A 23033-nucleotide genomic window follows, 5' to 3' on the forward strand; every position below is an offset into this window, starting at 1 on the left:
TGCCACTGAAGCGGTGTACTCACCAAAGCATAGAACAGGTCGATATTCTCACGATCGTTCATCGAACGATCCGCAAGGACACCGCCGCCTACGCTTCTCTTCTCTCTTCACTTGTCAAAGAACAAACGCCTCCAGGAGGAGACGACCAAACAACCGCGAGAGGCTCAACCCGTCCCGAAGGAGGATCGAACTCTTGAGGCCGTGGGGCAGGCCGTTCGAACCGAACCGCGCCGCCGATGACGCTGATCTAGTCGCTGGCCTCATTCCTGTCAACCGGCCTCGTGAAAGTTTTTTGAAGCTTTCGCGACGCCGTTCGAAGATGTTCTTGCCGCAACCCAAGTCGAGACAAAGTCATCCCGCGCGCAGAAACGGTGTCGTTGCTGCGCCAAACCTGCCGCAGGACCAAAAATCCCGCCGCCATGACTGGAAAAGACCGCCAGAGGAGCTCGCAAAAGCTCATGGCCACCGACCGGGATCGCCCCCGGTCCACGCACCAGCCGGATCCCGCCCCGGAGCATCGCTGCCCCGCAACCCGGACACCCGCCATGATGGAAAAATCCCGCAGCCCCGCTCGCGCAACGCCACAAAGGAGGCGCCGATATAAAGGCTTTGAATCGAAATGCAAGAGGGACTTGAAGCTCGTCCGGAGAAATATGCTGCTGAGCCAACAAGCTCGAAGTCAAGGTCCCGAGAAAGTAATATAGTTAGCATTCCTGCGGTTACAAGGGCGGCGGCGATTTAACATGCCCGACGACATGTCGTGAGGAATGCGCGCTGGTGGATTACGGCTCGGGATCGTTATGCTATGTCCTGCGCAGTGAGGTCTTAGTGTCAGAGACAAGTTCAAAACCCAGCCAGCCATCCGTCCACGATAAGATTGCTACGCTTCTTATCGATGCTGTCACGGATACCGCTTTCATCGTGCTCGACTCCGATGGGAACATCGCCGGTTGGAGCCGCGGCGCCGAGCATATCCATGGATGGAGCGGTGAAGAGGTCATTGGGCGTTCAGCTTCCATTCTGTACATGCCGGACGATAGTGCTGGTACCCTTCGTCAGGACCTCCAATCCGCCCATGAGAGAGGGCGCCACGAGGCTCAAGGCCTCCGGCTGCGCAGGGACGGTTCAGCCTTCATGGCCCTTGTCACGATGACGCCGATTGATGGTACGGATATCGGAAGAGGCGCCATTGCCATGACCACACGGGATATCACCGAGTGGGTCATGGCCGAGGAGGCACTGAAAACGCGCGAGGCACATCTGCGGTCGATCCTGGAGACTGTTCCGGATGCCATGGTGGTCATCGACGAGCAGGCCTGCATTCAGTCCTTCAGCGCGACGGCTGTGCGTCTCTTCGGATATCAGCCCGACGAGGTCATTGGTGAGAATGTCAAAATCCTCATGCCTGCCCCGTACCGCGACCAGCATGACAATTATATGTTGCGCTATCGCAATACAGGAGAGAGGCGGATCATCGGGGTTGGACGCGTCGTCGTCGGTCAGCGCAAGGACGGCTCGACCTTTCCTATGGAACTGGCCGTGGGCGAGATGCATTCCGGGGGCATACGCTACTTCACCGGCTTCATTCGTGATCTGACCGAACGACAGAAGACGGAAACACGTCTACAGGAGCTTCAATCCGAGCTCGTCCACATGTCACGTTTCACGGCTTTAGGTGAGATGGCTTCGACGCTCGCCCACGAGATCAACCAGCCGCTGACGGCGATCACCAATTATCTCAAAGGCTGCCGCCGCATCCTTGAACGGATGGACGGGGACACCGTCCCCATGCTCCGGGATGCCGTCAACGAGGCAGGGGAGCAGGCGCTGAGGGCAGGGCAGGTGATCCGTCATCTGCGCGAATTCGTGGCTCGCGGCGAAAGTGAGCGTCATATCGAGAATCTGCCCAAGCTCATCGAGGAGGCGAGTGCCCTCTCGCTTGTCGGGGCCAAGGAGCAAGGCGTCCGGGTCGTTTTCGATTTCGATCCCAAGGCGCCCTTCGTGCTCGCCGACCGGATTCAGATCCAGCAGGTTCTGCTGAACCTGATCCGCAATGCCATCGAAGCCATGCAGGAAACGGAGCGTCGGGAACTCCGGGTCGCCACCCGCGTGATGGACGAGGGACATGTCGAGTTGAGTGTTGAAGATACCGGCCCTGGTCTTGCGCCCGAGGTGGCCGCTCAGCTCTTCCAACCCTTCGTGACCACCAAGAAGCATGGAATGGGTGTCGGCCTGTCGATCTGCCGTACGATCGTGGAAGCGCATGGTGGTAAGATCTGGGCCGTATCGAAGCAGGGCGAGGGAACCGCTTTCCGCTTCACGCTAAGAATTGTCGCACGGGAGGAGATGGCGCATGCAGAATGATGTGGCCGTGCATGTGGTTGATGACGATGTGGCTGTCCGCAAGTCGCTGGCATTCCTGCTGGCCTCGGAGGGACTTCCGGTCCGCCTGCACGAATCCGCCTCGGCCTTTCTCGATGATGCGCCAAGTGTAGAGGCGGGCTGCATTGTTACCGACGTGCGCATGCCGGGCATCGACGGCATCGAACTGATCCGGCGCCTGAAGGCACGCGGGATTGCGCTCCCTGTCATCGTCATGACCGGTCATGCGGACGTGCCGATGGCGGTCGAGGCCATGAAGGAGGGGGCAATCGACTTCCTCGAAAAGCCGTTCGGAGACGAAGTATTCCTCGCCGCTGTCCGTTCCGCTCTCGCGCGCCAGGAAAGGAACAGCCATCTTGGTGCCCAGGTGGCCGAGATCCAAGGCCGGTTCGATGCTCTGTCGGAACGGGAGCGCCAGGTTCTCGACGGGCTCGTGGCTGGCAAGGCCAACAAGATGATCGCCTACGATCTCGGAATCAGCCCGCGTACGGTGGAGATCTACCGGGCAAATGTCATGGCGAAGATGCAGGCCAAGAGTCTGTCGGAACTCGTCCGCCTCGCTCTCCTGATCGAGGCGAAATAGCCCCTTAAGGAATATTCCTGAGTGGGGAAACGGAAAGCGCTGTGCATAATCCGCGATGTTGGCCGAATGCTCTTATCTTCAGGCCACGACCACGGATCACACAGGCTTTCCGGATGTCTCAGCTCTCGGGACCGGTCATCGTCGTGGATGACGATGACGCGGTCCGAAACTCATTGAAGTTCGCCCTGGAGCTTGAGGGCCTGTCCGTGCATCTGTTCAAGGATGGCGCGGAACTTCTTGCGGCGTCGGATCTACCGCAGGGTGGTTGCTTCGTGATCGATTACAACATGCCGGGCATGACTGGGATCGAACTGGTCGGACAATTGCGGCAGCGCCGGATCGACTGCCCTGCAATTCTCATCGCTTCCCAAGTCAGCGACGATCTCTATAGCCGCGCCGCCCGGTCGGGCTTTCGGGTCGTGCTGGAGAAGCCGCTGCATGACAGTGAGTTGCTCGACAGCATCCACGCGGCCCTCGCGTGACATTTTCTTAGCGATATGTTTGAGGCTTCGGCATCGCTCTATGCCGGCTCAATGCACCGTCTTCTTCTAAAATGCATCGCGCCCTGCTGTTGCTATAACGGCAGGGCACGATAGGTATGCTTGAGCTTGGGAAGATCTACTGCATCCAGGAAGGTTCCTGAGCCTAGCCTATGCGTTCAGGCGCTCGAGTGCAGCCTTGTTGCTCAGCACCACATGGCGGGCGGAAGGAAGCTCAATGACACCCTGCCGTTCGAGCTGCGTGAAGGAGCGCGAAACGGTCTCGATCGTCAATCCAAGATGGTCTGCGATATCCATGCGCGACATGGGAAGATCCAGAGCGTCGTCATCGGCTGTGCGCTCCGCCAGGTCGAGAAGGAAGGTCGCGATCTTCTCCAGGGCCGACTTGCGGCCGAGCAGCAGCATATGGTTCTGGGCACGAACGAGAGCGCGCATCATTCCCATCGTCATGTCCTGAGCGAGTTGAGCGTCTCTTCCGGTCAAGGCCGCGAGATGGCTGCGGCGATAGGCGACGACGACGCAATCGCCGACGGACTCGGCGCAGAACCGATGCTCGTCTCCGGCTTCGATGCCGAAGATATCTCCGGCCATATGAAAAGCGTCGATCTGACGGCGTCCGTCGGTCAGGAGCTTGGAGGTGCGTATCACACCCGAGAGAACCTTGTAGACGAAAGCGGCTCTGTTGCCCTCGGCGAAGATTTCTTCATCCTTGGCGAAGGACTGTACCGAGCCGACCGACGCGGGAGGAGCATCGGCGGGCTTGCGAAACTGAGGAACCTCCAGGGCGAACAGGGGAAGGGCCGAAGAAGAGGCTTTGGTGAGGAGCGCAGTGTGCATCGAACCCTCGCGAACTCGTGAACGTGATGTGAGTTCATGGGTACTGCCGCCGAGGCTGGGCTGAAATTCAGGTCTGATACCTAAGGGGTTTTCCTTAGGTCGAGCGCAGTATGATCAAGGCGGCTTCCAGCGGCTGAAAACTACGCAAAGACGTTGGCTGCCAGGGCACCCAGGATCGCTCCCGTCAGCAGCGTGCCGTCGTGAAGGCCGAGAAGAACTCGCGAGACGGGAGCGCCTCCATGGACCCAGAGCGTGGTGCCGAGCATGACCAATGACCATCCGGCGCCGACAAGGGCCGCCGCGACCGAGAACCCTCCCGCTGTACCGGCTAGCACGAAGGCCAGAGCCCCAGCCATCAGCAGAAGGCATCCGGCGACAGACAGGGGGACTGGTAGAGCAAGGCGCGGCAGGACGGCCAGGGCCAGCGACGGGGCATACATGGCCATGACATGCCATGCCACGGCGCCCACGACGGCTTCTGAAGGCGCGCAGCCGATCACGGCCAGGGGAGTCGCACCCATAAGGACCGTCATGGCGAACCATCCGAGGGCGCCGATGGCGGTCGGCAAAAGGATAGAGCGCCATTCCTGCGAGCCTGCCGTTTATGCGTCCCGCTCCCGGTGCCTCTGATAGGGCAGCGATGCGGTCATCATGAGGGAGCCCACATGTGCCAGAGCGGCTGCAGCAGCCGTGCCCGCAAAGATCTGCGGCGCGGCCAGCGCCTCGGCGAGGCCAGCGATGGTCGGGGCAATCAAGCCTGCAAGGGTTGCGGCGCCGAAGATGATCAGGAGTGCGCTGGCTCCCCTGCCGCCAACTGGCACGGCGGCATGGCGGTAGAACAGGCTGAAACCGCCTGCGATTCCGAGCCAGAACGCGCCCAGCACGAGGGCCCCGAAATGCTGGGACACGAGCGCCCACACAAGTACCAGGCCACCAGCGGCGCCGAGGCTTGCTCCAAGAGAAAAAGCCGCCCGGCGGCCAAAGGAATCGAGCAGGAACGAGGCGGGAAGGCTCGCGACGGCCGCACCGACATAGAAGGCGGCATAGGGAAGAGTAGCCAAGCCCCCACCCGGTGCGAACGATAGTCCTGCCAAGGGCAGAATGCTCAGGATCAGGACCTGGGCAAGCACGGAGAAGGCAAAGCCCGCCGCGAGAAGCGCCGTCCCGCGGTGATCCGAGGCCGTGTCGCCCAGCGCTCCCGGTTCACAGATGCATTCGAGCTGTCCCGCCCGGGGCATGGCCGTCAGAGAGGTCATTTCCGGACATCGTCATCAGACAGGACACGCACGGCCGCGCCCTGCACATCGTCATACTGACCGTTCTTCAGCGACCACATGAAGGCCACAAGGCCGGACAGGCCGAGCAGGAGGGCCATCGGAACAAGATAGAGCAGGACTTCCATGGATCAGGCTCCTTGTACGGCCGGAATGACATCAGATTGCGCTGGTGCCGGGCGCGATGCAGGTGTGCTTCCGCGGGCTCGAAGGGCATTGAGGGTCACAATGGTCGAGGAGCCCGACATGGCGAGCGCCGCAACCAGGGGCGTGACATAGCCGAGAAAGGCGAGGGGAACGGCAATCAGGTTGTAGACGAGGGCGATGCCCAGGTTCTGGCGCATAAGGCTGTGGGCACGGCGGGCGATCTCGATGGTGTCCTGCACAGGCTTCAGCCTGTCGCCAAGAAAGACCGCATCGGCCTGGGCCTGGGTCAGATCGGCAGCACTGATCGGCGACAGCGACACATGTGCTGCGGCGAGTGCCGGAGCGTCGTTGAGGCCGTCGCCAACCATCAATACCTTGCGGCCTTCGCTCTTGAGCGCCTCAAGCGCTTCGATCTTGTCGGCCGGCTTGCAGCCGCCGCGCCACAACGCGATGCCAAGCGTCGCGGCGATGGGAGCCACGGCCTCCGGCCGGTCGCCGGACAGGATGCGACAGTCAAAGCCGCGCTGGAGAAGATTCTGCACAACAGCGACGGTATCCGGCCGCAGGGCCTGTCGCACGAGCAGAACAGCCTGCTGCCTGCCCCAGGAAAAGGCGATCACGGAAGCCGTCGGATCGGTCGCAGCGGCTTCGTTTGCAACGTCTTCAGCGCCGCAAAAGGCGGGACTGCCGAGGCGCATCTCCATGCCGTCAACCACGGCCCGGACGCCCTGGCCTGGCTCCTCGGTCACACCGTCGTAGGGGCGGCGATCAGGAGTCAGCTGCGCTACAGCCGCGGCTAGAGGATGATGGCTCGAGAGCGCGAGTCGGCTCGCTGCCTCCAGAAGACCGGGCTCCACATCGGACGCATTGACCACGCTCATGGTGGGCAGGGTGAGTGTGCCGGTCTTGTCGAAGACGATGGTGTCCACTTTCGCCAAACGCTCGAAGGCATCGCCCGCGTTGAGGAACACGCCGGAGCGGAAGAGCGCGCCGGAGGCGACGACCTGGACCACGGGGATGGCGAGCGCCAGGGCGCAGGGGCAGGTGATGATGAGGACGGCAATGGCCGTGATCAGGGCGTCATGGACCGACGCGCCGGTCGCGATCCAGGTCAGGGCCGTGATTGCTGCTGCGGTATGCACGACCGGCGCGTAGATCTTCGCGACCCGGTCGGCCAGTTGCACGTAGCGTGATTTCGCGGCGGCCGCATTCTCCAGAAGCCTTTCGACCTCATCGAGCAGGGTGCCCTTGCCCGCAGCGGTCACGCGCAGGGTCAGGGTGCCGTTGTAATTCATGCTTCCTGCATAGACTTGGCTGTCGGCTCTGACAGCGCGGTGGGCTGTCTCGCCGGTCACGAGACTCTCGTCGACCTCGGAAGAACCGGAGAGTACGATCCCGTCAACCGCAATGCGCTCACCCGGACGCACGAGTACCCGGTCGCCGGCCTTCAAGGCAGCGGTCGGCAGCAGGATGACCTCGCCATTCTCTTCGATCCTGTGCGCGACTTCAGCCCGGAACGAGGCGAGATTGCTCGCGACCGCACGGGTCTTCCGGCGCATGGCCTGATCGAGATAACGGCCGCAGAGCAGGAAGAAGAGCAACATGACCACCGAGTCGAAATAGGTGTGCTCGGCAGAATTGATTGTCTCGACCACTGACACGGTGAGTGCCAGCAGAATGCCAATGACGATTGGCACGTCCATGTTGGTGCGCCGGTTGCGTAACGCATTCATGGCGCTCTGGAAGAAGGGCTGACCGGCATAGGCGACAGCCGGGAGGGCGATGAGCGCAGCTAGCCAATGAAAGAAGTCACGGGTTTCAGGCGTGATATCCGTGACGTTGCCCGACCAGACGGAGACCGCCAGCAGCATGATGTTCATGGAGGCAAAGCCTGCCACCGCGAGGCACTTCAAAAGCCACTTGGCGCGGCGGTCCTCCTCTTCCTCCACAAGCCTGGACTGGAAAGGATGAGCCCGGTAGCCGAGCCGCTGCAGTTCTTCCACCACATGGCCTGGTGAAAGCTCTCCGTCGCGCCATTCAACGGCAAGGCGATGGTTGGTGTAGTTCAGCCGCACGTCCAGAACGCCCGGCAGCCGGCACAAGCCGCCCTCGATCTCGTCGATGCAGGCGGCGCAGTCGATGCCTTCGACTGCGAGGTCGAGATGGGCTGTGCCGTCGTCCTGGCGTTTCACGTAGATGGAGAGGTCGAGGGTCTCGGCCATTGCGAAAATCCTCAGAGCGAGATGCGGCTCTTGGAGCGGAAGACGGTTTCCGTCTCACGCTTCAGATTGATGACGAGATCCCACTGGCCCTCCGGCATGGAGGTGAGGCTCTTGAACCGGCCCGGTGTCAGCTCGACGGACTCGAGCGGCATATCGCGGCGCTTGTCCGTGGGATGAGCCAACCGGATCTCTGGGGTGAGGCCTGCCAGCACCTGCCCCTGGGCGTCCCTTGCCGTGATGATGAGACCAGCGGCATCTCCCCGCTGCAGGGCGGCATCCACCGACCAGTGGCGCGCGTCCTGAGCATGGGCCGCTGCGACATCGTTCTTGAACGACAATCCGGCCTTGTAGGCGCTCTCCGTCTCGACGCCGCTGAAGCTCGAGATGGCGACGCGGACCATGTAGAAATTCATGGCGAAGATAATGCCGAAGAAGGACACGAAATAGAGCAGGACCGTGCGCCCGGTGATAGGTCTCGGCGACCGTGTTGTGGCGGCTGTGGTGGACATGGGGCCTATCCTTAAGGTGCCTTGAAGTGATCGCTCGTGCTGGCGATATCGCCGGTGGCGAGGTCGGTCAGGACGAACCGGAGCGAGGTCGAGTCCTCCGCTGTCGACGCGGTGTCCGTCACCAGCACGCGGGCCTCCAGGGTCTGGTCCGGTCCGACGGTGATGATGGAACGGCCCTGCTGGTCGATCTCGCCGCCTACCACATCGACCTTCACCTCGGTTAATCCTTCTACGCTGAGAACGTAGCGGTGTACGTCGAGGTTCTTGTTGGCGATCCGGATGGTGAAGCCGTTGCGGATCGAGCCGTCGGAGAGGCGCACGAACAGCGGGTTGCGGTCATGCATTACCGTCAGATACAGACTCTGGCGCATGGCAAGCGAGGCGATCATCACCGCGCCGACGAGGGCGATGAGACCGGCATAGAAGAGGGTGCGTGGGCGCAGGATGCGGCGAACCTCCGGACGGCCCTCGATGCGCGCCTGGACGTTCATGTCCGTATCGTAGGCGATCAGGCCCTGCGGACGGCCGATCTTGTCCATCACGCTGTCGCAGGCATCCATGCACAGGCCGCACTGGATGCAGTCGAGCTGCAGACCCTTGCGGATGTCGACGCCGGTCGGGCACACGACCACGCATTGACTGCAGTCGATGCAATCGCCTGCGGGCAGTCCCTGGAGCTTCAGAGCTTCGTTCTTTTTCACCGAGCCGCGGGGTTCGCCGCGGTCGTAGCGGTAGGTGACGTTCAGCGCATATTCGTCCGTCAGCGCAGCCTGAATGCGCGGCCAGGGGCACATATAGGTGCAGACCTGCTCGCGCATGAAGCCGGCGAGCGTGTAGGTCGTGAAGGTGAGGATTCCGATCCAGACATAAGCCACGAAGGGCGCGTGGAAGGTCGCCAGCTCATAGACCAGGGTTGGCGCATCGGCGAAATAGAGCACCCAGGCACCGCCGGTCCACCAGGCAATCATGAGCCAGATGAAGTGCTTCAGGGCCTTCCGGCTGAGGACGCCAATGGTGAACTTCTCCTTGTCATGGCGCATCCGCTCGCGCCGGTCGCCCTCGACCCAGCGCTCGACGGCATAGAACAGGTCGGTCCAGACAGTCTGCGGGCAGAGATAGCCGCACCAGATGCGGCCCGCGACGGCGTTCATGAGGAAGAGTGTGAGAGCCGCCAGCACCAGAAGGCCGGTGATATAATAGACTTCCTGAGGCCAGATCTCGATGAAGAAGAAGTAGAACCGGCTGTTGGCGAGATCGACCAGGATGGCCTGATCGGGCGCGTTTGGGCCGCGATCCCAGCGAATGAAGGGCAGGAAGTAATAGATGCCGAGGGTGACGGCGAGTACGATCCACTTGATCGTGCGATAACGGCCCTTCAAGGCCGTGGGGTAGATCTGCTTGCGGGGAGCGTAGAGCGGGGCATCATCCGCCTGGGCAGGAGAGGCAGCTCCGAGATTATGAGGAAGGGGGGCGTCAGCCATCGAATCTGTCGCAATCGTCTCGATCTGAATGACGACGGGATACGATGCGGCAAGCCAAGCTGCCTTGATTCAAATCAAGCGACGGCCGGAGGTCACCCTCCGGCCGCTTACCGATCGGTGTCCGAACAGGTTCAAGGCCTCTGATCGCCGCCCAGAGAATGAACGTAGAGGGTCAGTGCCTTGATACTCGTGTCGTCCAGACGTCCGTGCCAAGTCGGCATGACGCCGCCGCGCCCGTTCATCAGGCCCTCTACGATGGTCGCCTTGTCGGAGCCGAAGAGCCAGATCTTATCCGACAGGTTGGGCGCACCGAGATCCTGACTGCCCTGGCCCTTGTCGCCGTGGCAGGCCGCGCAATTGTCGGCATAGACCTTGGCACCGGCTGCCAGATTGGCGCCCTTGTCCGTCGGTAAGCCCGACAGGGAACGGACGTAGTCGGCCGCGTGGGAAATCTCCTCGCGCTTGAGCATCCCGTCGCGACCGAAGGCGGGCATGGAGCCGGTATGGCCCTGATCGCTTGTCGAGCGGGCGCCGTAGCGGATCGTGTGCTCGATCTGCGTGAGCGAGCCACCCCAGAGCCAATCGTCGTCGTTCAGGTTCGGATAGCCTTTTGCACCAGCGCCACCCGCGCCGTGGCAGGGGGCGCAATTGTCGCCGAACGCCGTCTTGCCCTGAGCCAGTGCGAAGGCAAACATTTCAGGATTCTGCCTGATCTCTTCCAGAGAAGCTCCAGCGAGCTTCGCCGTCATGCCGGAACGCTGCTGCTTGAGAGCGTCGAGATCAGCGACAACCGCATCCCGCGACTGCCAGCCGAGGACGCCCTTGGTATAGGACGAGACCAGCGGCCAGGCGGGATAGGCGATGCAATAGGCGATCGCCCAGGCGATGCTGGCATAGAAGGTCCATAGCCACCAGCGCGGCAACGGATTGTTGAGTTCCTGGATGCCGTCCCAGCTATGCCCGGTGGTGGCGACGCCGGTGACGGCGTCGACCTGTTCATGATGCCCTTCGTAGGTTCTTTGGGCCATGGGATCAATCCTCCTGGAGAGGCATGCGCGAAGCCGCATCGAAGCGGTCCTTCCGCGAGGGAGCGAGGGCGTAGATCAGCACCGCCAGGAAGACGGCGACGAAGTAGAGGAGCCCCCAGGTCTGGGCGAGTTCAGCGAAGAATTTGTAGGCTGCTGGCATGATCGTTCGTCCTCAGCGCACATTGGCCTTGTTGTCGTAGAGCTTGAAGTCGACCTGCGTGCCCAGCATCTGCAGATAGGCGATCAGAGCGTCGGCTTCGGTCACCTTCTGCGGATTGCCGTCGAAGGTGCGCGACTGGGCCTTCGGGTAGCGCTTGGCGAGATCAATGGCATTCGGGTCGTCGGCATTGGCCTGGACGCGGATGTCGCTCTCGGCATTCTTCAGCATCTCCTCGCTGTAGGGCACGCCGAGGGTCGCCTGCACTTTCAGCTCCTGAGCAATCGCCGATGCATCGAGCTCGGTCTTCTCAAGCCAGGGATAGCTCGGCATGATCGAGCCGGGCACGACGGCGCGGGGATCTTTCAGGTGATCCCTGTGCCAGTCGTCGGAATACTTGTTGCCGAGACGGGCGAGATCCGGGCCCGTGCGCTTGGAGCCCCACTGGAACGGCCGATCGTACATGCTCTCGGCCGCGAGCGAGTAGTGACCGTAGCGCTCCACCTCGTCGCGCAAGGGGCGGACCATCTGGCTGTGGCAGTTGTAGCAGCCCTCACGCACATAGATGTTGCGGCCGGCCATCTCGAGCGGAGTGTAGGGCCTGACGCCCTCCACCTTCTCGATCGTGCTCTTCAGGTAGAAAAGAGGCACGATTTCCACGAGGCCACCGATGGATATGACGATCAGCACACCGATGATGAGGATGATCGAGTTGGTCTCGAATATCTTGTGACGGGACCAGAGTGACATGATCGTTTCCTTTATTCCGCAGCAATGAGTGCGGGTTGCGCGGGGAGGGCCCCGTCCGCGACAGCCGATTCAGCCGAGGTGATCGTCTTCCAGACGTTCCAGGCCATGATCAGGCTGCCGGCCACGAAGAGAGCGCCACCGAGTGCACGGATGATGTAGAAGGGGTGCATCGCTGCAACGGTCTCGATGAAGGAGTATTCGAGGAAGCCGAGGCTGGTATAGGCGCGCCACATGAGGCCCTGGAGAATGCCCGCGACCCACATCGACGAGATGTACAGCACGATGCCAAGGGTCGAGACCCAGAAGTGCCAGGAAACGGCCTTCATGGAATAGAGCTCTTTCTTGTTCCACAGCCAAGGAACCAGGCAGTAGACGGTTCCGAACGAGATGTAGGCGACCCAGCCGAGAGCTCCGGCATGCACGTGGCCAATGGTCCAGTCAGTGTAGTGCGACAGCGAGTTCACGGCCTTCACCGACATCAGGGGGCCCTCGAAGGTCGCCATGCCGTAGAAGGCCAGCGACACGGCCATGAGACGCAGTACGGGATCGGTGCGAAGCTTGTCCCAGGCGCCCGAGAGGGTCATGAGACCGTTGATCATGCCGCCCCAAGAGGGCATCCACAGCATGACCGAGAACACCATGCCCAGCGTCTGCGCCCAGTCGGGCAGGGCGGTGTAGTGCAGGTGGTGGGGTCCCGCCCAGATATACATGAAGACCAGGGACCAGAAGTGGATGATAGAGAGGCGGTAGGAATAGACCGGCCGCTCCGCCCGCTTCGGTATGAAGTAGTACACGATGGCAAGGAAGGGCACAGTGAGCAGGAACCCGACCGCGTTATGACCGTACCACCACTGCACCAGAGCATCTTGGACGCCGGACCACAGGATGTAGCTCTTCGGCGAGAAAATCGAAACGGGAATCGCCGGGTTGTTGCCGAGGTGCAGGACCGCGATGGCGAGAATGAACCCGAGATAGAACCAGTTCGCCACGTAGATATGAGGCTCCTTGCGGCGAATGACGGTGCCGAGGAAGACGAGGAAGTACGTGATCCATACGATGGTCAGGAAAAGGTCGGCGTACCATTCCGGCTCCGCATATTCCTTGCCCTGCGTGATGCCGAGCAGGTAACCCGTGCCCGCGATCACGATGAAGAAGTTGTAGCCGAGAACCGCGAACCAGGGTGCGATGTTGCCGACGAGGCGTGCGCGGCAGGTGCGCTGCACCACATAGAACGAGCTGGCGATGAGCACGTTTCCGCCGAAGGCGAAGATCACCGCCGACGTATGCAGCGGCCGCATGCGCCCGAACGACAGCCAGGATGTGTCGAAGTTGAGCGCCGGAAAGGCGAGTTGGGTCGCGATCAGAAGACCGATGGTGAAGCCGGCGATGCCCCAGACCACAGAGGCGATGGTCGCGAACTTCACCGGGCCCATGTTGTAGTTCGGCTTGCCGCCGATGGTCAGCGGGGGCAGCTCCGCAGGGCGCTCGTAGTAGCGGTTCACGATGGCGAAAACCGCCGCCACGCTGGCTGCGGCAAAGAGATAGGCATGGAAGGCGTATTCGGGCGTATAGGCCTTCGCCGCGATGATGATGCTGAGGAGCGCCAATCCGGCGAAGGCAAGGGCTGAGCCCATTTCGCCGAAAGTCATTCCCTTTGAGGGTGCTACCGCTTGAGCCATAGGCTTCAACCTTTTGAGAACATCGGCGAAGCCGCGAGCTTTGCCGTCAGCAGATTCGTTTAAGGAGGGGGCCGGGAAGGGGCATTGATGCAGATCAAACGAGACTGGCGGCTCTCAAGCGGCCCACCTGTCCGGCATCTTGCAAGGACAGGGACAAAAGCCGTCCGACGCCTAGTCTTCAAGCCCGAATGCGCGATCTCGCGGGTCATACCCGGCTTGAAATGAGGAGCAGTGGGAAACCTGGTGCAGAGTAGATGTGCCTATGCAGCAGGCGAGGGGTTCAGGGGCGCCGACATCGTGCCTAACAGAAATGTCAGAGGCCTTGATCCAAATCAAAGACCGGTTGGACGCCGCAATCGGATGTGTCTTAGCCCCAAGCAGAATTTTCAATCCTTCTCCTCGCTCTTCCAGGTGGATGCCCTATGTCCCGCTGGAGCCCATGCAGCCTTCAGAGCCGGTGGGGAGAAAACGCGTGAAGCCCATCGTCATTGCCGTTGCGATTACAGGATCGGTCCCGCGCAAGACGGACAATCCGGCGGTGCCGATCACGCCGACCGAGCAGATCGAGTCGACCCGGCAGGCCTTTGAAGCCGGCGCCACCCTGGTCCATATCCATGTGCGCAACGACGACGAGACGCCCTCATCCGATCCGGAGCGCTTCGCTGTCGTGCAAGCCGGAATCGTCAGGCACTGCCCGGGCATGATCATCCAGTTCTCGACCGGCGGGCGAGGGCGTGACCCGAGCCAGCGCAGCAGCGCCCTCGCGCTGCGTCCCGATATGGCTTCGCTCTCGACCGGATCCGTGAATTTTCCCGCCATCGTCTACGAGAACCACACGGTGCTGGTCGAGGAGATGGCCGACAAGATGAGGGAGCTCGGCATCCGCCCGGAGATCGAGATCTTCGATCTCTCCCATCTCCACAGCGCCAGGCGTCTGGTCGACAAAGGGCTGCTCGACGAACAGCCGCATATCCAGTTCGTCCTCGGCGTGCAGAATGCGCTGCCGGCCGAGGAGCGGCTGCTCGACATTCTTCTGAAAGAAGCCAAGCACCTTTTCCCGAACTGCACCTGGACGGCGGCGGGAATCGGCCGTCAGCAGGCCAAGGTGATGGACTGGGCTCTCGTCCGTGGAGCAGACGCGGTGCGTACCGGGCTTGAGGACAATATCCGCACCACCAAGGAGCGGCTCGCTTCCAGCAATGCGGAACTGGTCGAGCATGCGGTACTCGCCGTCGAGCGGCACGGGCATCGCATCGCAACGCCCGAGGAGGCTCGCGCTCTGCTCGGTTGCCAGCCTGTCGCCATACCTTAGAGCATATATCGAAGTGCCTCACTCGCCGCGCTCAGCGAAGGCAGGAAGCGCTCCCGCATCTCGTCCGCCGATACACGCCCGGCCTGGGCGCTGAGGTTGAGCGCAATCGTCACCTGACCGTTCTTCTGCACCACCGGCACGGCAATGGAACGCAGGCCGAATTCGAGTTCCTCATTCACGAGGGCATAGCCCTGGTTTCGCGTGGCCTCCAGGACAGCGCGAAACTCGGACTTGTCGGTGACGGTCTTTGGCGTCCTCGCCTCCAGGCGGACGCGCTGGAGGTAAGCCTCGATCGCGGCCTCGGGCTGGTAGGCCAGGATCGCGCGGCCCAAGGACGTGCAATAGGCGGGGAGGCGGCTTCCCACCCCCAAACCGATGGACATGATCCGGCGCGTGGCGGAACGGGCGATGTAGACGATGTCGTCGCCATCCAGAATCGCGGCCGAACTCGACTCGCCCGTCTCCTCGGAAATACGCTCCAGGAAGGGCTGGACCCGGGCCGGAAGCGAAGCGGATGCGAGATAGGCGTAGCCGAGACGCAGGATGCGCGGGCTCAAGGTGAAATAGCGCCCGTCGAAATCGGCGTAGTTCAGCTTGGTGAGCGTCAGCAGATAGCGGCGGGCGGCAGCTCGGGTAATGCCGGTCAGCTTCGCTACATCCGACAGGGTCAGCCGCGGCCTGCTGGCATCGAAAGCTTCGATCACGAGGAGGCCCTTCTCGAGACTTGCCACGAAGTCCCGGTCGCCGCCCTGATTCTCCACTTCACCCTGCATCTCGTCCTCCAAAAGGGTATGCTGGACTTTGGTAGCCTTGACACCAGCTGTCTAAACCGTACTACATGTGCGATATAGCTTTCAATGTTCGCAATGCGCACAAAAGGCTAGACGATAGGATGAGAAAACCGCGATCCTGGACAATGAGATCGAGGCAGCTCAGAGGGAGGAACGGAATGAAAGCTTCGAAAAGAATTCTTGGCGCTGCCATCGGCGCTCTGCTGATGGGTTCGGTCCCGGCCTATGCCGAGACGATCAAGATCGGCATCATCGGCCCGTTCTCGGGCCCCTTCGCGCTGCAGGGCAAGAATTTCCAGGCCGGCGTCGAGGCCTACATGGCGCTGAACGGCAAGTCGGTGAAGGGCAACGACATCGAGGTGATCTACCGCGATCTTCCCGCCGCCAACCCGGCCCAGTCGCGCGCCCTGGCGCAGGAACTGGTGGTGAAGGAGAAGGTGCAGTACCTCGGCGGCGTCTATTTCACGCCTGATGCCATGGCGATCACGCCGCTGCTCGCTCAGGCCAACACGCCGCTCGTCATCTTCAACGCGGCGACCTCCGCGATCATGAATACCTCGCCGCTTGTGGTCCGCACCTCGTTCACCACGGCGCAGACGACAACGCCTCTCGGCAAGGTTGCCGTCGATGAAGGCGTTAAGAAGGTGATCACGATCGTCAGCGATTACGGCCCGGGCGTCGATGCGGAGAACGCCTTCAAGAAGGCCTTCGAGGCTGCCGGCGGGCAGGTGGTCGAATCCATCCGCATGCCGATGAACACCACCGATTTCAGCCCGATCATGCAGCGCGTGCGCGATTCCGGCGCGGCCGGCCTCTTCGCCTTCCTTCCCTCCGGCCCGCCGACCCTCGGCTTTGCGAAGGCCTATAACGAGACGGGCCTCAAGAAGGCCGGCATCAAGTTCTATGCGCCGGGCGATCTCACGCAGGAATCCGATCTGCCGGCACTCGGCGATGCGGCGGACGGCCTGAAGACCAGCTTCCATTACGCGGTGTCGCATGACAGCCCGGAGAACAAGAAGTTCGTCGAGGCCGCCACCAAGGCCATCGGCTCGGCCGACCAGCTTTCGTTCCCGTCCGTCGGCGCCTATGACGGCATGCACGTCATCTACAAGATGATCGAGGCCACGGGCGGCAAGCAGGATGCCCAGAAGGCGGTGGACGCCGTAAAGGGACTCGCGTGGACGAGCCCGCGCGGGCCTGCGCGGATCGAGCCTGATACGCGACACATCACGCAGAACATCTATCTGCGCGAAGTCGCCAAGGGTGCGGACGGCAAGTCCATCAACAAGGAAATCCAGACCTTCCCGAACCAGAAGGATCCTGGTCTCGCGACCCAGTAAGCGCGACACAAGTGAACTCCGAGGGCGCTGCACCTGAAGTCGCGCTCTCCCATCAGCCGATCCGCCACGCGTCCGGGATATTCCATGCAGACCATCCTCAGCATCGCGATCGACGCCTTTGCTTACGGCATGGCTCTGTTCATCATCTGCATCGGCCTGTCATTGACGATGGGCCTGATGCGGGTGGTGAACCTGGCACATGGCGCCTTCGCCATGATCGCGGGCTATATCGCGTCCTACGCTGCGCGCGATCTCGGGATGGGATATGCGGTCGCCATCTTCCTGGCGATCATCGGCACGGTGATCATCTCCATCCCCCTGGAGCGCCTGCTGTACCGCCGGATCTACGGCAGCCCCGAGCTCACCCAGGTGCTGATGACCATCGGCATCACCTTCTGCGTCATCGGCATTACTAACTATTTCTTCGGACCGACCCTGAAGACCATTCCGCTTCCCGGCAGCCTGAGCCAGCCGGTGGATGTCGGCTTCAAGACCATCGCCGCGCACCGGCTCTTCGTCATGGCCTGCGGTATTGTCGTCGCCGGCGGGCTCTGGTTTCTCATCGAGAAGACCGATTTCGGCATCAAGCTGCGGGCGACCGTCGACAACGCGGCCATGGCCGATGCGCTCGGCGTGCGCACGCAAGTGGTCTATGCGATCAGCTTCGCCATCGCCATCGGGCTGGCGGCGCTCGGCGGCGTGGTCGGCGCAGAGTTCCTGCCCATCGAACCCTATTACGCCCTGCGCTACATGGTGACCTTCCTCGTCGTGGTCTCGGTCGGTGGCGCGGGCTCCATCCCCGGCGCGGTCGTCGCCTGCCTTCTCCTCGGCGCAGTGGATACGACCGGGCGTTATCTGATGCCGGAGTTCGGCAACTTCTTCTTCTATGCCGCGGTGATTGCCATCGTCTGCGTGTTCCCGCGCGGTTTCTTCGGAAGGGCTCAGTAACGTGCAGGTGATTGCTCAAACGGAGAGAGTGGCAGTGCCTGTTTCGTCCGAACGGCGCTGGCTGCGGGATGTCATAGGCACGGCGCTCATCATCGCCACGGGCCTTGCAGGATACTGGCTGTTCCCGGACAACCTCGCGCTCCTGACCCGGGTCATTGCTGTTGCGCTCCTCGTCCTCTCCATCGATCTCATCACAGGATATTGCGGTGTCGCAACCCTGGGGCAGGCTGCGCTCTTCGGGGCCGGCGCCTATGCGGCCGGCATCGCCTGCGTGAACGGCGTTACGGAGCCCCTGACGCTCATCCTCATCGGCGCGGTTGCCGGCGCTGTGGCCGGGCTTCTCATGGGCACGATCATGCTGCGGGCGCACGGGCTCGCTCAGCTCGTGCTCTCGATTGCCATCGTCCAGCTCTTCCACGAGGCCGCGAACAAGGCGTCCACCTATACCGGCGGCAGCGACGGGCTGGCAGGGCTGATGGTGAGCCCGCTCTTCGGCATGTTCGAGTTCGACCTGTGGGGCCGCACCGCCTATCTCTTCGGCCTCGCCCTGCTGGTTCTCGTCTTCATCGTCCTGAAATTCATCATCGCCTCGCCCTTCGGCATGCTGTGCCGGGGCATCAAGCAGGACCCGATCCGCATTCGCGCCATGGGCTCCTTCGTGTTCCCGGTGCTCCTGAAGATGTTCGTGATCTCGGGGGCCGTCGCTGGCATGGGCGGCGCACTGGCAGCGATCTCCACTCAGGTGGTCGGCCTCGACAGCGTGAGCTTCGAGTTGTCCGCGAATGCCCTCGTCATGCTGGTGCTCGGCGGGCTCGGCACCCTCTACGGGGCGCTGGTCGGCACGGTGATCTTCATGGGCTTCGAGCACATCGTCTCGGCGATCAACCCGTTCCACTGGATGACCATGGTCGGCGCGCTGCTGATCGCGGTGGTGCTGGCAGCCCCCGGCGGGCTGAGCGGGCTCCTGGACAGGTTTTCCGCATCGGGCCATCGCGCGAAGAGGGGGAAGGCATGAGCGATCTCTTTCGCGTCGAGGGCCTGACCAAGAATTTCGGCGGCCTCGCCGTCAGCAGGAATATCTCTCTGACGATGGCGCCCGGCGAGCGCCTCGCCCTGATCGGCCCGAACGGCGCTGGCAAGACCACCTTCGTCAATCTGGTGACGGGGCAGATCCAGCCGAGCGCCGGGCGCGTCGTCCTCAACGGCGAGGACGTCACGAGGCTCGGTGCCGTGCAGCGCGTCCGAAAAGGGCTCGTGCGCACCTTCCAGGTCACGCGACTGTTCTCGCAGATGACACCCGAGGAGCACGTGACCCTGACCGTGCTGCAGCGCGAGGGCAAGGCCAACCGGTTTCTCAGTCGCTTCACGGGCAATTCCGAAGTGGCAGGCGAGGTCGAGGGCATTCTCTCCACGCTCGGTCTGCTGGATGTGGCGCGGCGCCGGGTCGGCGAGATCGCCTATGGACAGCAGCGCCTGCTGGAAATCGGCATCGCGCTGGCGCTGCGGCCGAAAGTGCTGCTTCTCGACGAGCCGGCCGCCGGCGTGCCGTCGAGCGACACGCCGAGAATTGAACAGGCGCTGGAGCGCCTGCCACCGAGCCTCGCCGTGTTGATGATCGAACACGACATGGATCTTGTCTTCCGCTTCGCCAAGCGCGTGGTCGTGCTGGCAGCGGGCGAGATCATTTTCGAGGGGCTGCCATCGGAGGTCGCCGCCAACCAAAAGGTCCGTGAGGCCTATCTGGGGAACTACGCCCATGCCCGCAGCGTCGCTTGAAGTCCGCGGATTGAGTGCGGGCTACGGCCCGACGGTGGTCCTGGAGGATGTGTCGTTCTCCGTGCCGTCCGGCGCGCGCCTGTCCATTCTCGGCCGCAACGGCATGGGCAAGACCACGCTGCTCTCCACGCTCATGGGTATGAACCGGCGCTATGGCGGCGAGATCCTAGTCGGCGGTGCCGATGTGTCATCCCTCAAGAGTTCAGAGCGTGCCCGCCGAGGCATCGGCCTCGTGCCGCAGACGCGGGATATCTTCCGCTCGCTGACGGTGGAGGAGAACCTGATCGTCGGGCTGAAGGACCGGCCGCGCAGCGTCATTCAGGAAGCCTATGACATGTTTCCCCGCCTCCACGAGCGACGGAGCAATCTCGGCTGGCAATTGTCCGGCGGTGAGCAGCAGATGCTCTCGACGGCTCGCACCATCCTCGGCCGCCCGTCCGTGCTTCTCCTCGACGAGCCATTAGAGGGCCTGGCTCCGGTCATCTGCGAGGAGCTCATGGCCGCCTTTACCCGGCTTGCCTCCAGTGGCGACATGACGATCCTGCTGGTCGAGCAGCGGCTCGAAAGTGCGCTCGATTTCGCGGAATCCGTCCTGGTCCTAGAGCGGGGGCGGATCGCCTGGCAGGGGACGAGCGAGGCTTTGCGCGCCGATCAGGGTTTGGTTGAGCATTATATCGGCGTCGGTTCGCTGCATTGAGGTGGGGTATGGCATTCACACGCGTCAACGGAATCGTTCTGCACCACCAGGATCTCGGGCCCTCCGACGGCCCCGCTCTCGTCTTCATCAATTCGCTCGGGAGCGATTTCCGCATCTGGCAGGACGTGGTGCCGGCCTTTACCGACCGATTCCGCGTCGTCCTCTACGACAAGCGCGGGCACGGCCTCTCCGACGCACCGCCGGCTCCCTATTCGATCAACGAGCATGCGGACGATCTTTTGGGGCTTCTCGAACTCCTCGGGATCGAGCGCTTCTCCCTCGTCGGCCTGTCCGTTGGCGGCCTGATCTCGCAGCGTCTGGCTGTGCGCTGCCCCGGGCGCGTCCAGACGATTACCCTGTGCTGTACTGCCGCGAAGATCGGGACGCCGGAACTCTGGGTCGAGCGGATCTCCGGTGTCGAGAACGGCGGCATCGAGCCGCTTGCGGACAACGTCCTGCAGCGCTGGTTCACACCGCTGTTCCGCGAAACTCATGCCGATGAGGTCGCCGGCTGGCGCAACATGCTGGTGCGCACGCCGGCCCATGGCTATGCGGGAACCTGCGCGGCGATCCGCGATGCGGATCTGAGGCCAGATGCCGGCCGGATCAAGGCTCCGACCCTGTGCGTGGCCGGCGATCAGGACGGATCGACGCCGGCCGAGGTGGTCAAGGGCACGGCGGACCTCATCCCCGGCGCGCGCTTCGCGCTGATCAATGGGGCTGGGCACATTCCCTGCGTCGAGAAGCCCGCCGTGTTGTCGCAACTCATCAGCCAGCATCTCCAGGAGGCCGGACTTGTCTGAAAAGGAACAGAGCGAGCGCTACAAGGCGGGCATGATGGTGCGCCGTCAGGTTCTGGGGGATGCTCATGTAGACCGGGCGAGCGCGCAGATGACGGAGTTCGACCAGGATTTCCAGACCTTCATCACCGAAGGTGCCTGGGGTTCGGTATGGGCGAGGCCGGGATTCACCAAGCGCGAGCGCTCCATCGTCACCATCGCGCTCCTGGCCGCGCTCGGGCAGGACGATGAGGTTGCCATGCATGTCCGCGCGACGCGCAATACGGGCGCGACCAAGGAAGACATCAAGGAGGCGCTGCTGCACGTGGCGGTCTATGCCGGCGTGCCTGCCGCCAACCACGCGATCAAGATCGTCAAAAAGACTTTTGCGGAAATGGAAGCAAATCCCGAGCCCAAGAAATAGCGGGACGGGTTGTTGGCGCGGCGCTGTCCGGCGCTGCCAGGGAGAGCCAAATGTCGGATCAAGGATCATATTATCAGCGGGACCGGAGCTGGCACCCAGCCGCGCTCACGCCGCAATACAAGACGTCGGTGCTGCGCTCGCCGCAATACCCGCTTCTCGCGCTTGAGAACACGATTTCCGAGATGACCGGCCCGCGCTTCGGCCACGGCACGATCGGGCCGCTCGACAACGACCTCATCCGCAACTTTGCCAAGACCGGCGAGGCCATCGGCCAGCGCATCATCGTCTACGGCCGCGTGCTCGACGAGAACGCGCGGCCCGTGCCCGGCACTCTGGTCGAGTTCTGGCAGGCCAATGCGGGCGGGCGCTACCGCCACAAGAAGGAAACCTATCTCGCCGCCATTGACCCCAATTTCGGCGGCTGCGGCCGCGCGATCACGGATGAGGAGGGACGCTACTGGTTCCGCACCATCAAGCCCGGCGCCTATCCCTGGCCGAACGGCGTCAACGACTGGCGCCCGGCGCATATCCACTTCTCGCTCTTCGGCCACGCCTTCGCCCAGCGCCTGATCACGCAGATGTATTTCGAGGGCGACCCGATGATCTGGCAATGCCCGATCGTCTCGACGATCTCGGACAAGGCGGCCATCGACCAGCTCACCGCCGTGCTCGACCGCAACGCCACGCTGCCCATGGACGCGCTCGCCTACAAGTTCGACATCGTCCTGCGCGGCCGCCGCTCGACCATGTTCGAGAACCGGATGGAGGGGAACTGATGTTTCAGAAGCTTACGACGCTCAAGGAATCGCCCTCCCAGACGGCAGGCCCCTACGTCCATATCGGCGCGACGCCGAACTGGGTCGAGATCACCGGCGTGTGGGACGAGGATCTCGGCCTCGTCCTCGTCGGTCCCGACACCAAGGGCGAGCGGATCATCGTCAAGGGCCGTGTCTTCGACGGCAGCGGCAACCCGATCAAGGACGCCCTGCTCGAGATCTGGCAGGCCGATGCGGAGGGGCTCTACAACAGCCCCGAGGAGAAGCGCGGCCAGGCCGATCCCAACTTCGTCGGATGGGGCCGCCAGCCGACGGACGGCACCACGGGCGAGTACCGCTTCGAGACGATCAAGCCGGGCCGCGTGCCCTACAAGGATGGCCGCCTCATGGCGCCGCACATCACGATCTGGATTGTGGCGCGCGGCATCAATATCGGCCTGCACACGCGCCTGTATTTCGGCGACGAAGAGGCTGCCAACGCGGAATGCCCGGTTCTGGCGCGCATCGAGCACAAGTTCCGGGTTCCGACCCTGATCGCCTCGCGCAGCGAGGAGAGCGGCATGCCGACCTACACCTTCGACATCCACCTCCAGGGTGAGAAGGAAACCGTCTTCTTCGATATCTGATTGCCGATTTGAAAG

General features: G+C 62.6%; 26 protein-coding genes. 14 read left to right on the forward strand and 12 right to left on the reverse strand.

The window, feature by feature from the left end; genetic code table 11:
• From ACS5Q1_RS24775 to ACS5Q1_RS24790, 4 genes are all read left to right on the forward strand, one after another.
• On the forward strand, window positions 1-197 hold a 197-nt coding region (locus ACS5Q1_RS24775), incomplete at its 5' end, for a hypothetical protein (protein WP_473100670.1).
• Between the two features lie 631 nt (window positions 198-828).
• Window positions 829-2364, forward strand: a complete 1536-nt coding sequence (locus ACS5Q1_RS24780; protein WP_473100671.1) for a PAS domain-containing sensor histidine kinase — start codon at window positions 829-831, stop codon at window positions 2362-2364.
• Window positions 2354-2965, forward strand: a complete 612-nt coding sequence (gene fixJ / locus ACS5Q1_RS24785) for a response regulator FixJ (protein ID WP_473100672.1) — start codon at window positions 2354-2356, stop codon at window positions 2963-2965. Before ACS5Q1_RS24780 ends, fixJ begins: the two co-directional genes overlap by 11 nt.
• Before the next feature lie 113 nt (window positions 2966-3078).
• Window positions 3079-3447 (forward strand): response regulator, encoded by a 369-nt coding sequence (locus tag ACS5Q1_RS24790; RefSeq protein ID WP_203439407.1) that lies wholly within the window; start codon window positions 3079-3081, stop codon window positions 3445-3447.
• Between the two features lie 168 nt (window positions 3448-3615).
• Here ACS5Q1_RS24790 and ACS5Q1_RS24795 read toward each other — a convergent pair whose 3' ends face one another.
• From ACS5Q1_RS24795 to ccoN, 11 genes are all read right to left on the reverse strand, one after another.
• Window positions 3616-4302: a helix-turn-helix domain-containing protein gene (locus ACS5Q1_RS24795; RefSeq protein WP_473100673.1), complete on the reverse strand. Its 687-nt coding sequence runs from the start codon at window positions 4300-4302 to the stop codon at window positions 3616-3618.
• 140 nt (window positions 4303-4442) lie between these two features.
• A complete protein-coding gene (locus ACS5Q1_RS24800) occupies window positions 4443-4835 on the reverse strand; it encodes a hypothetical protein (RefSeq protein WP_473100674.1) in 393 nt (130 codons plus the stop codon).
• Window positions 4836-4904: 69 nt separating this feature from the next.
• A complete protein-coding gene (locus tag ACS5Q1_RS24805) occupies window positions 4905-5558 on the reverse strand; it encodes a hypothetical protein (RefSeq protein ID WP_473100675.1) in 654 nt (217 codons plus the stop codon).
• Window positions 5555-5704 (reverse strand): cbb3-type cytochrome oxidase assembly protein CcoS, encoded by a 150-nt coding sequence (gene ccoS, locus ACS5Q1_RS24810; protein WP_203439410.1) that lies wholly within the window; start codon window positions 5702-5704, stop codon window positions 5555-5557. The genes ACS5Q1_RS24805 and ccoS overlap by 4 nt, the downstream gene beginning before the upstream one ends.
• Before the next feature lie 3 nt (window positions 5705-5707).
• Entirely contained in the window at window positions 5708-7945 is a 2238-nt protein-coding gene (locus tag ACS5Q1_RS24815) for a heavy metal translocating P-type ATPase (protein WP_473100676.1), read from the reverse strand.
• Between the two features lie 11 nt (window positions 7946-7956).
• Entirely contained in the window at window positions 7957-8454 is a 498-nt protein-coding gene (locus ACS5Q1_RS24820) for a FixH family protein (protein WP_473100677.1), read from the reverse strand.
• 11 nt (window positions 8455-8465) lie between these two features.
• On the reverse strand, window positions 8466-9935 hold the full coding sequence (ccoG, locus tag ACS5Q1_RS24825) for a cytochrome c oxidase accessory protein CcoG (protein WP_473100678.1): 1470 nt from the start codon (window positions 9933-9935) through the stop codon (window positions 8466-8468).
• 131 nt (window positions 9936-10066) lie between these two features.
• Window positions 10067-10963 carry a cytochrome-c oxidase, cbb3-type subunit III gene (gene ccoP / locus ACS5Q1_RS24830; RefSeq protein ID WP_473100679.1) on the reverse strand — a complete coding sequence of 299 codons (897 nt, stop codon included), beginning with the start codon at window positions 10961-10963 and terminating at the stop codon, window positions 10067-10069.
• A 4-nt stretch (window positions 10964-10967) separates the two neighbouring features.
• The gene (locus tag ACS5Q1_RS24835) at window positions 10968-11123 is read right to left on the reverse strand and encodes a cbb3-type cytochrome c oxidase subunit 3 (protein WP_203439415.1); all 156 of its coding nucleotides are present in this window, start codon (window positions 11121-11123) and stop codon (window positions 10968-10970) included.
• Between the two features lie 12 nt (window positions 11124-11135).
• On the reverse strand, window positions 11136-11870 hold the full coding sequence (gene ccoO / locus ACS5Q1_RS24840) for a cytochrome-c oxidase, cbb3-type subunit II (RefSeq protein WP_473100680.1): 735 nt from the start codon (window positions 11868-11870) through the stop codon (window positions 11136-11138).
• 11 nt (window positions 11871-11881) lie between these two features.
• On the reverse strand, window positions 11882-13549 hold the full coding sequence (gene ccoN / locus ACS5Q1_RS24845; RefSeq protein ID WP_473100681.1) for a cytochrome-c oxidase, cbb3-type subunit I: 1668 nt from the start codon (window positions 13547-13549) through the stop codon (window positions 11882-11884).
• Window positions 13550-13988: 439 nt separating this feature from the next.
• On the opposite strand from ccoN, the gene ACS5Q1_RS24850 reads away from it, so the two are divergent.
• A complete protein-coding gene (locus tag ACS5Q1_RS24850) occupies window positions 13989-14861 on the forward strand; it encodes a 3-oxoadipate:acetyl-CoA acetyltransferase (protein WP_473100682.1) in 873 nt (290 codons plus the stop codon).
• Here ACS5Q1_RS24850 and ACS5Q1_RS24855 read toward each other — a convergent pair.
• Entirely contained in the window at window positions 14858-15634 is a 777-nt protein-coding gene (locus ACS5Q1_RS24855) for an IclR family transcriptional regulator (RefSeq protein WP_473100683.1), read from the reverse strand. The two genes, ACS5Q1_RS24850 and ACS5Q1_RS24855, sit on opposite strands and share 4 nt — an antisense overlap.
• Before the next feature lie 224 nt (window positions 15635-15858).
• On the opposite strand from ACS5Q1_RS24855, the gene ACS5Q1_RS24860 reads away from it, so the two are divergent.
• The 9 genes from ACS5Q1_RS24860 to pcaG all read left to right on the forward strand — a co-directional run bounded on the left by ACS5Q1_RS24860 (window position 15859) and on the right by pcaG (window position 23018).
• Complete coding sequence (locus ACS5Q1_RS24860; protein WP_473100711.1) at window positions 15859-16992, forward strand: ABC transporter substrate-binding protein; 1134 nt, start codon at window positions 15859-15861, stop codon at window positions 16990-16992.
• A gap of 84 nt (window positions 16993-17076) precedes the next feature.
• A complete protein-coding gene (locus tag ACS5Q1_RS24865) occupies window positions 17077-17940 on the forward strand; it encodes a branched-chain amino acid ABC transporter permease (RefSeq protein WP_473100684.1) in 864 nt (287 codons plus the stop codon).
• A gap of 34 nt (window positions 17941-17974) precedes the next feature.
• Window positions 17975-18955 carry a branched-chain amino acid ABC transporter permease gene (locus ACS5Q1_RS24870; protein ID WP_473100685.1) on the forward strand — a complete coding sequence of 327 codons (981 nt, stop codon included), beginning with the start codon at window positions 17975-17977 and terminating at the stop codon, window positions 18953-18955.
• On the forward strand, window positions 18952-19716 hold the full coding sequence (locus ACS5Q1_RS24875) for an ABC transporter ATP-binding protein (RefSeq protein ID WP_473100686.1): 765 nt from the start codon (window positions 18952-18954) through the stop codon (window positions 19714-19716). The genes ACS5Q1_RS24870 and ACS5Q1_RS24875 overlap by 4 nt, the downstream gene beginning before the upstream one ends.
• On the forward strand, window positions 19697-20413 hold the full coding sequence (locus ACS5Q1_RS24880; RefSeq protein ID WP_473100687.1) for an ABC transporter ATP-binding protein: 717 nt from the start codon (window positions 19697-19699) through the stop codon (window positions 20411-20413). The genes ACS5Q1_RS24875 and ACS5Q1_RS24880 overlap by 20 nt, the downstream gene beginning before the upstream one ends.
• Before the next feature lie 8 nt (window positions 20414-20421).
• Window positions 20422-21216, forward strand: a complete 795-nt coding sequence (pcaD, locus tag ACS5Q1_RS24885; RefSeq protein ID WP_473100688.1) for a 3-oxoadipate enol-lactonase — start codon at window positions 20422-20424, stop codon at window positions 21214-21216.
• Window positions 21217-21247: 31 nt separating this feature from the next.
• On the forward strand, window positions 21248-21616 hold the full coding sequence (gene pcaC / locus ACS5Q1_RS24890; RefSeq protein WP_473100712.1) for a 4-carboxymuconolactone decarboxylase: 369 nt from the start codon (window positions 21248-21250) through the stop codon (window positions 21614-21616).
• Window positions 21617-21666: 50 nt separating this feature from the next.
• A complete protein-coding gene (pcaH, locus tag ACS5Q1_RS24895) occupies window positions 21667-22392 on the forward strand; it encodes a protocatechuate 3,4-dioxygenase subunit beta (protein ID WP_473100689.1) in 726 nt (241 codons plus the stop codon).
• The gene (gene pcaG / locus ACS5Q1_RS24900; RefSeq protein ID WP_473100690.1) at window positions 22392-23018 is read left to right on the forward strand and encodes a protocatechuate 3,4-dioxygenase subunit alpha; all 627 of its coding nucleotides are present in this window, start codon (window positions 22392-22394) and stop codon (window positions 23016-23018) included. The genes pcaH and pcaG overlap by 1 nt, the downstream gene beginning before the upstream one ends.
• The last annotated feature ends 15 nt before the right edge of the window (window positions 23019-23033 follow it).

Source organism: Microvirga sp. GN3 (assembly GCF_055792825.1).

What these genes read in the sequence shown, in the direction of transcription:
- ccoS (WP_203439410.1), bottom strand. Translation starts at nt 5,704, where the DNA reads ATGGAAGTCCTGCTCTATCTTGTTCCGATGGCCCTCCTGCTCGGCCTG.
- ACS5Q1_RS24880 (WP_473100687.1), top strand. Translation starts at nt 19,697, where the DNA reads ATGCCCGCAGCGTCGCTTGAAGTCCGCGGATTGAGTGCGGGCTACGGC.
- fixJ (WP_473100672.1), top strand. Translation starts at nt 2,354, where the DNA reads ATGCAGAATGATGTGGCCGTGCATGTGGTTGATGACGATGTGGCTGTC.
- ccoO (WP_473100680.1), bottom strand. Translation starts at nt 11,870, where the DNA reads ATGTCACTCTGGTCCCGTCACAAGATATTCGAGACCAACTCGATCATC.
- pcaC (WP_473100712.1), top strand. Translation starts at nt 21,248, where the DNA reads ATGATGGTGCGCCGTCAGGTTCTGGGGGATGCTCATGTAGACCGGGCG.
- ACS5Q1_RS24790 (WP_203439407.1), top strand. Translation starts at nt 3,079, where the DNA reads ATGTCTCAGCTCTCGGGACCGGTCATCGTCGTGGATGACGATGACGCG.
- pcaG (WP_473100690.1), top strand. Translation starts at nt 22,392, where the DNA reads ATGTTTCAGAAGCTTACGACGCTCAAGGAATCGCCCTCCCAGACGGCA.
- ACS5Q1_RS24800 (WP_473100674.1), bottom strand. Translation starts at nt 4,835, where the DNA reads ATGACGGTCCTTATGGGTGCGACTCCCCTGGCCGTGATCGGCTGCGCG.
- ACS5Q1_RS24805 (WP_473100675.1), bottom strand. Translation starts at nt 5,558, where the DNA reads ATGACCTCTCTGACGGCCATGCCCCGGGCGGGACAGCTCGAATGCATC.
- ACS5Q1_RS24865 (WP_473100684.1), top strand. Translation starts at nt 17,077, where the DNA reads ATGCAGACCATCCTCAGCATCGCGATCGACGCCTTTGCTTACGGCATG.
- ACS5Q1_RS24855 (WP_473100683.1), bottom strand. Translation starts at nt 15,634, where the DNA reads ATGCAGGGTGAAGTGGAGAATCAGGGCGGCGACCGGGACTTCGTGGCA.
- ACS5Q1_RS24860 (WP_473100711.1), top strand. Translation starts at nt 15,859, where the DNA reads ATGGGTTCGGTCCCGGCCTATGCCGAGACGATCAAGATCGGCATCATC.
- ccoG (WP_473100678.1), bottom strand. Translation starts at nt 9,935, where the DNA reads ATGGCTGACGCCCCCCTTCCTCATAATCTCGGAGCTGCCTCTCCTGCC.
- ACS5Q1_RS24795 (WP_473100673.1), bottom strand. Translation starts at nt 4,302, where the DNA reads ATGCACACTGCGCTCCTCACCAAAGCCTCTTCTTCGGCCCTTCCCCTG.
- ACS5Q1_RS24815 (WP_473100676.1), bottom strand. Translation starts at nt 7,945, where the DNA reads ATGGCCGAGACCCTCGACCTCTCCATCTACGTGAAACGCCAGGACGAC.
- ccoN (WP_473100681.1), bottom strand. Translation starts at nt 13,549, where the DNA reads ATGGCTCAAGCGGTAGCACCCTCAAAGGGAATGACTTTCGGCGAAATG.
- ACS5Q1_RS24875 (WP_473100686.1), top strand. Translation starts at nt 18,952, where the DNA reads ATGAGCGATCTCTTTCGCGTCGAGGGCCTGACCAAGAATTTCGGCGGC.
- pcaH (WP_473100689.1), top strand. Translation starts at nt 21,667, where the DNA reads ATGTCGGATCAAGGATCATATTATCAGCGGGACCGGAGCTGGCACCCA.
- ACS5Q1_RS24850 (WP_473100682.1), top strand. Translation starts at nt 13,989, where the DNA reads ATGCAGCCTTCAGAGCCGGTGGGGAGAAAACGCGTGAAGCCCATCGTC.
- pcaD (WP_473100688.1), top strand. Translation starts at nt 20,422, where the DNA reads ATGGCATTCACACGCGTCAACGGAATCGTTCTGCACCACCAGGATCTC.
- ccoP (WP_473100679.1), bottom strand. Translation starts at nt 10,963, where the DNA reads ATGGCCCAAAGAACCTACGAAGGGCATCATGAACAGGTCGACGCCGTC.
- ACS5Q1_RS24820 (WP_473100677.1), bottom strand. Translation starts at nt 8,454, where the DNA reads ATGTCCACCACAGCCGCCACAACACGGTCGCCGAGACCTATCACCGGG.
- ACS5Q1_RS24835 (WP_203439415.1), bottom strand. Translation starts at nt 11,123, where the DNA reads ATGCCAGCAGCCTACAAATTCTTCGCTGAACTCGCCCAGACCTGGGGG.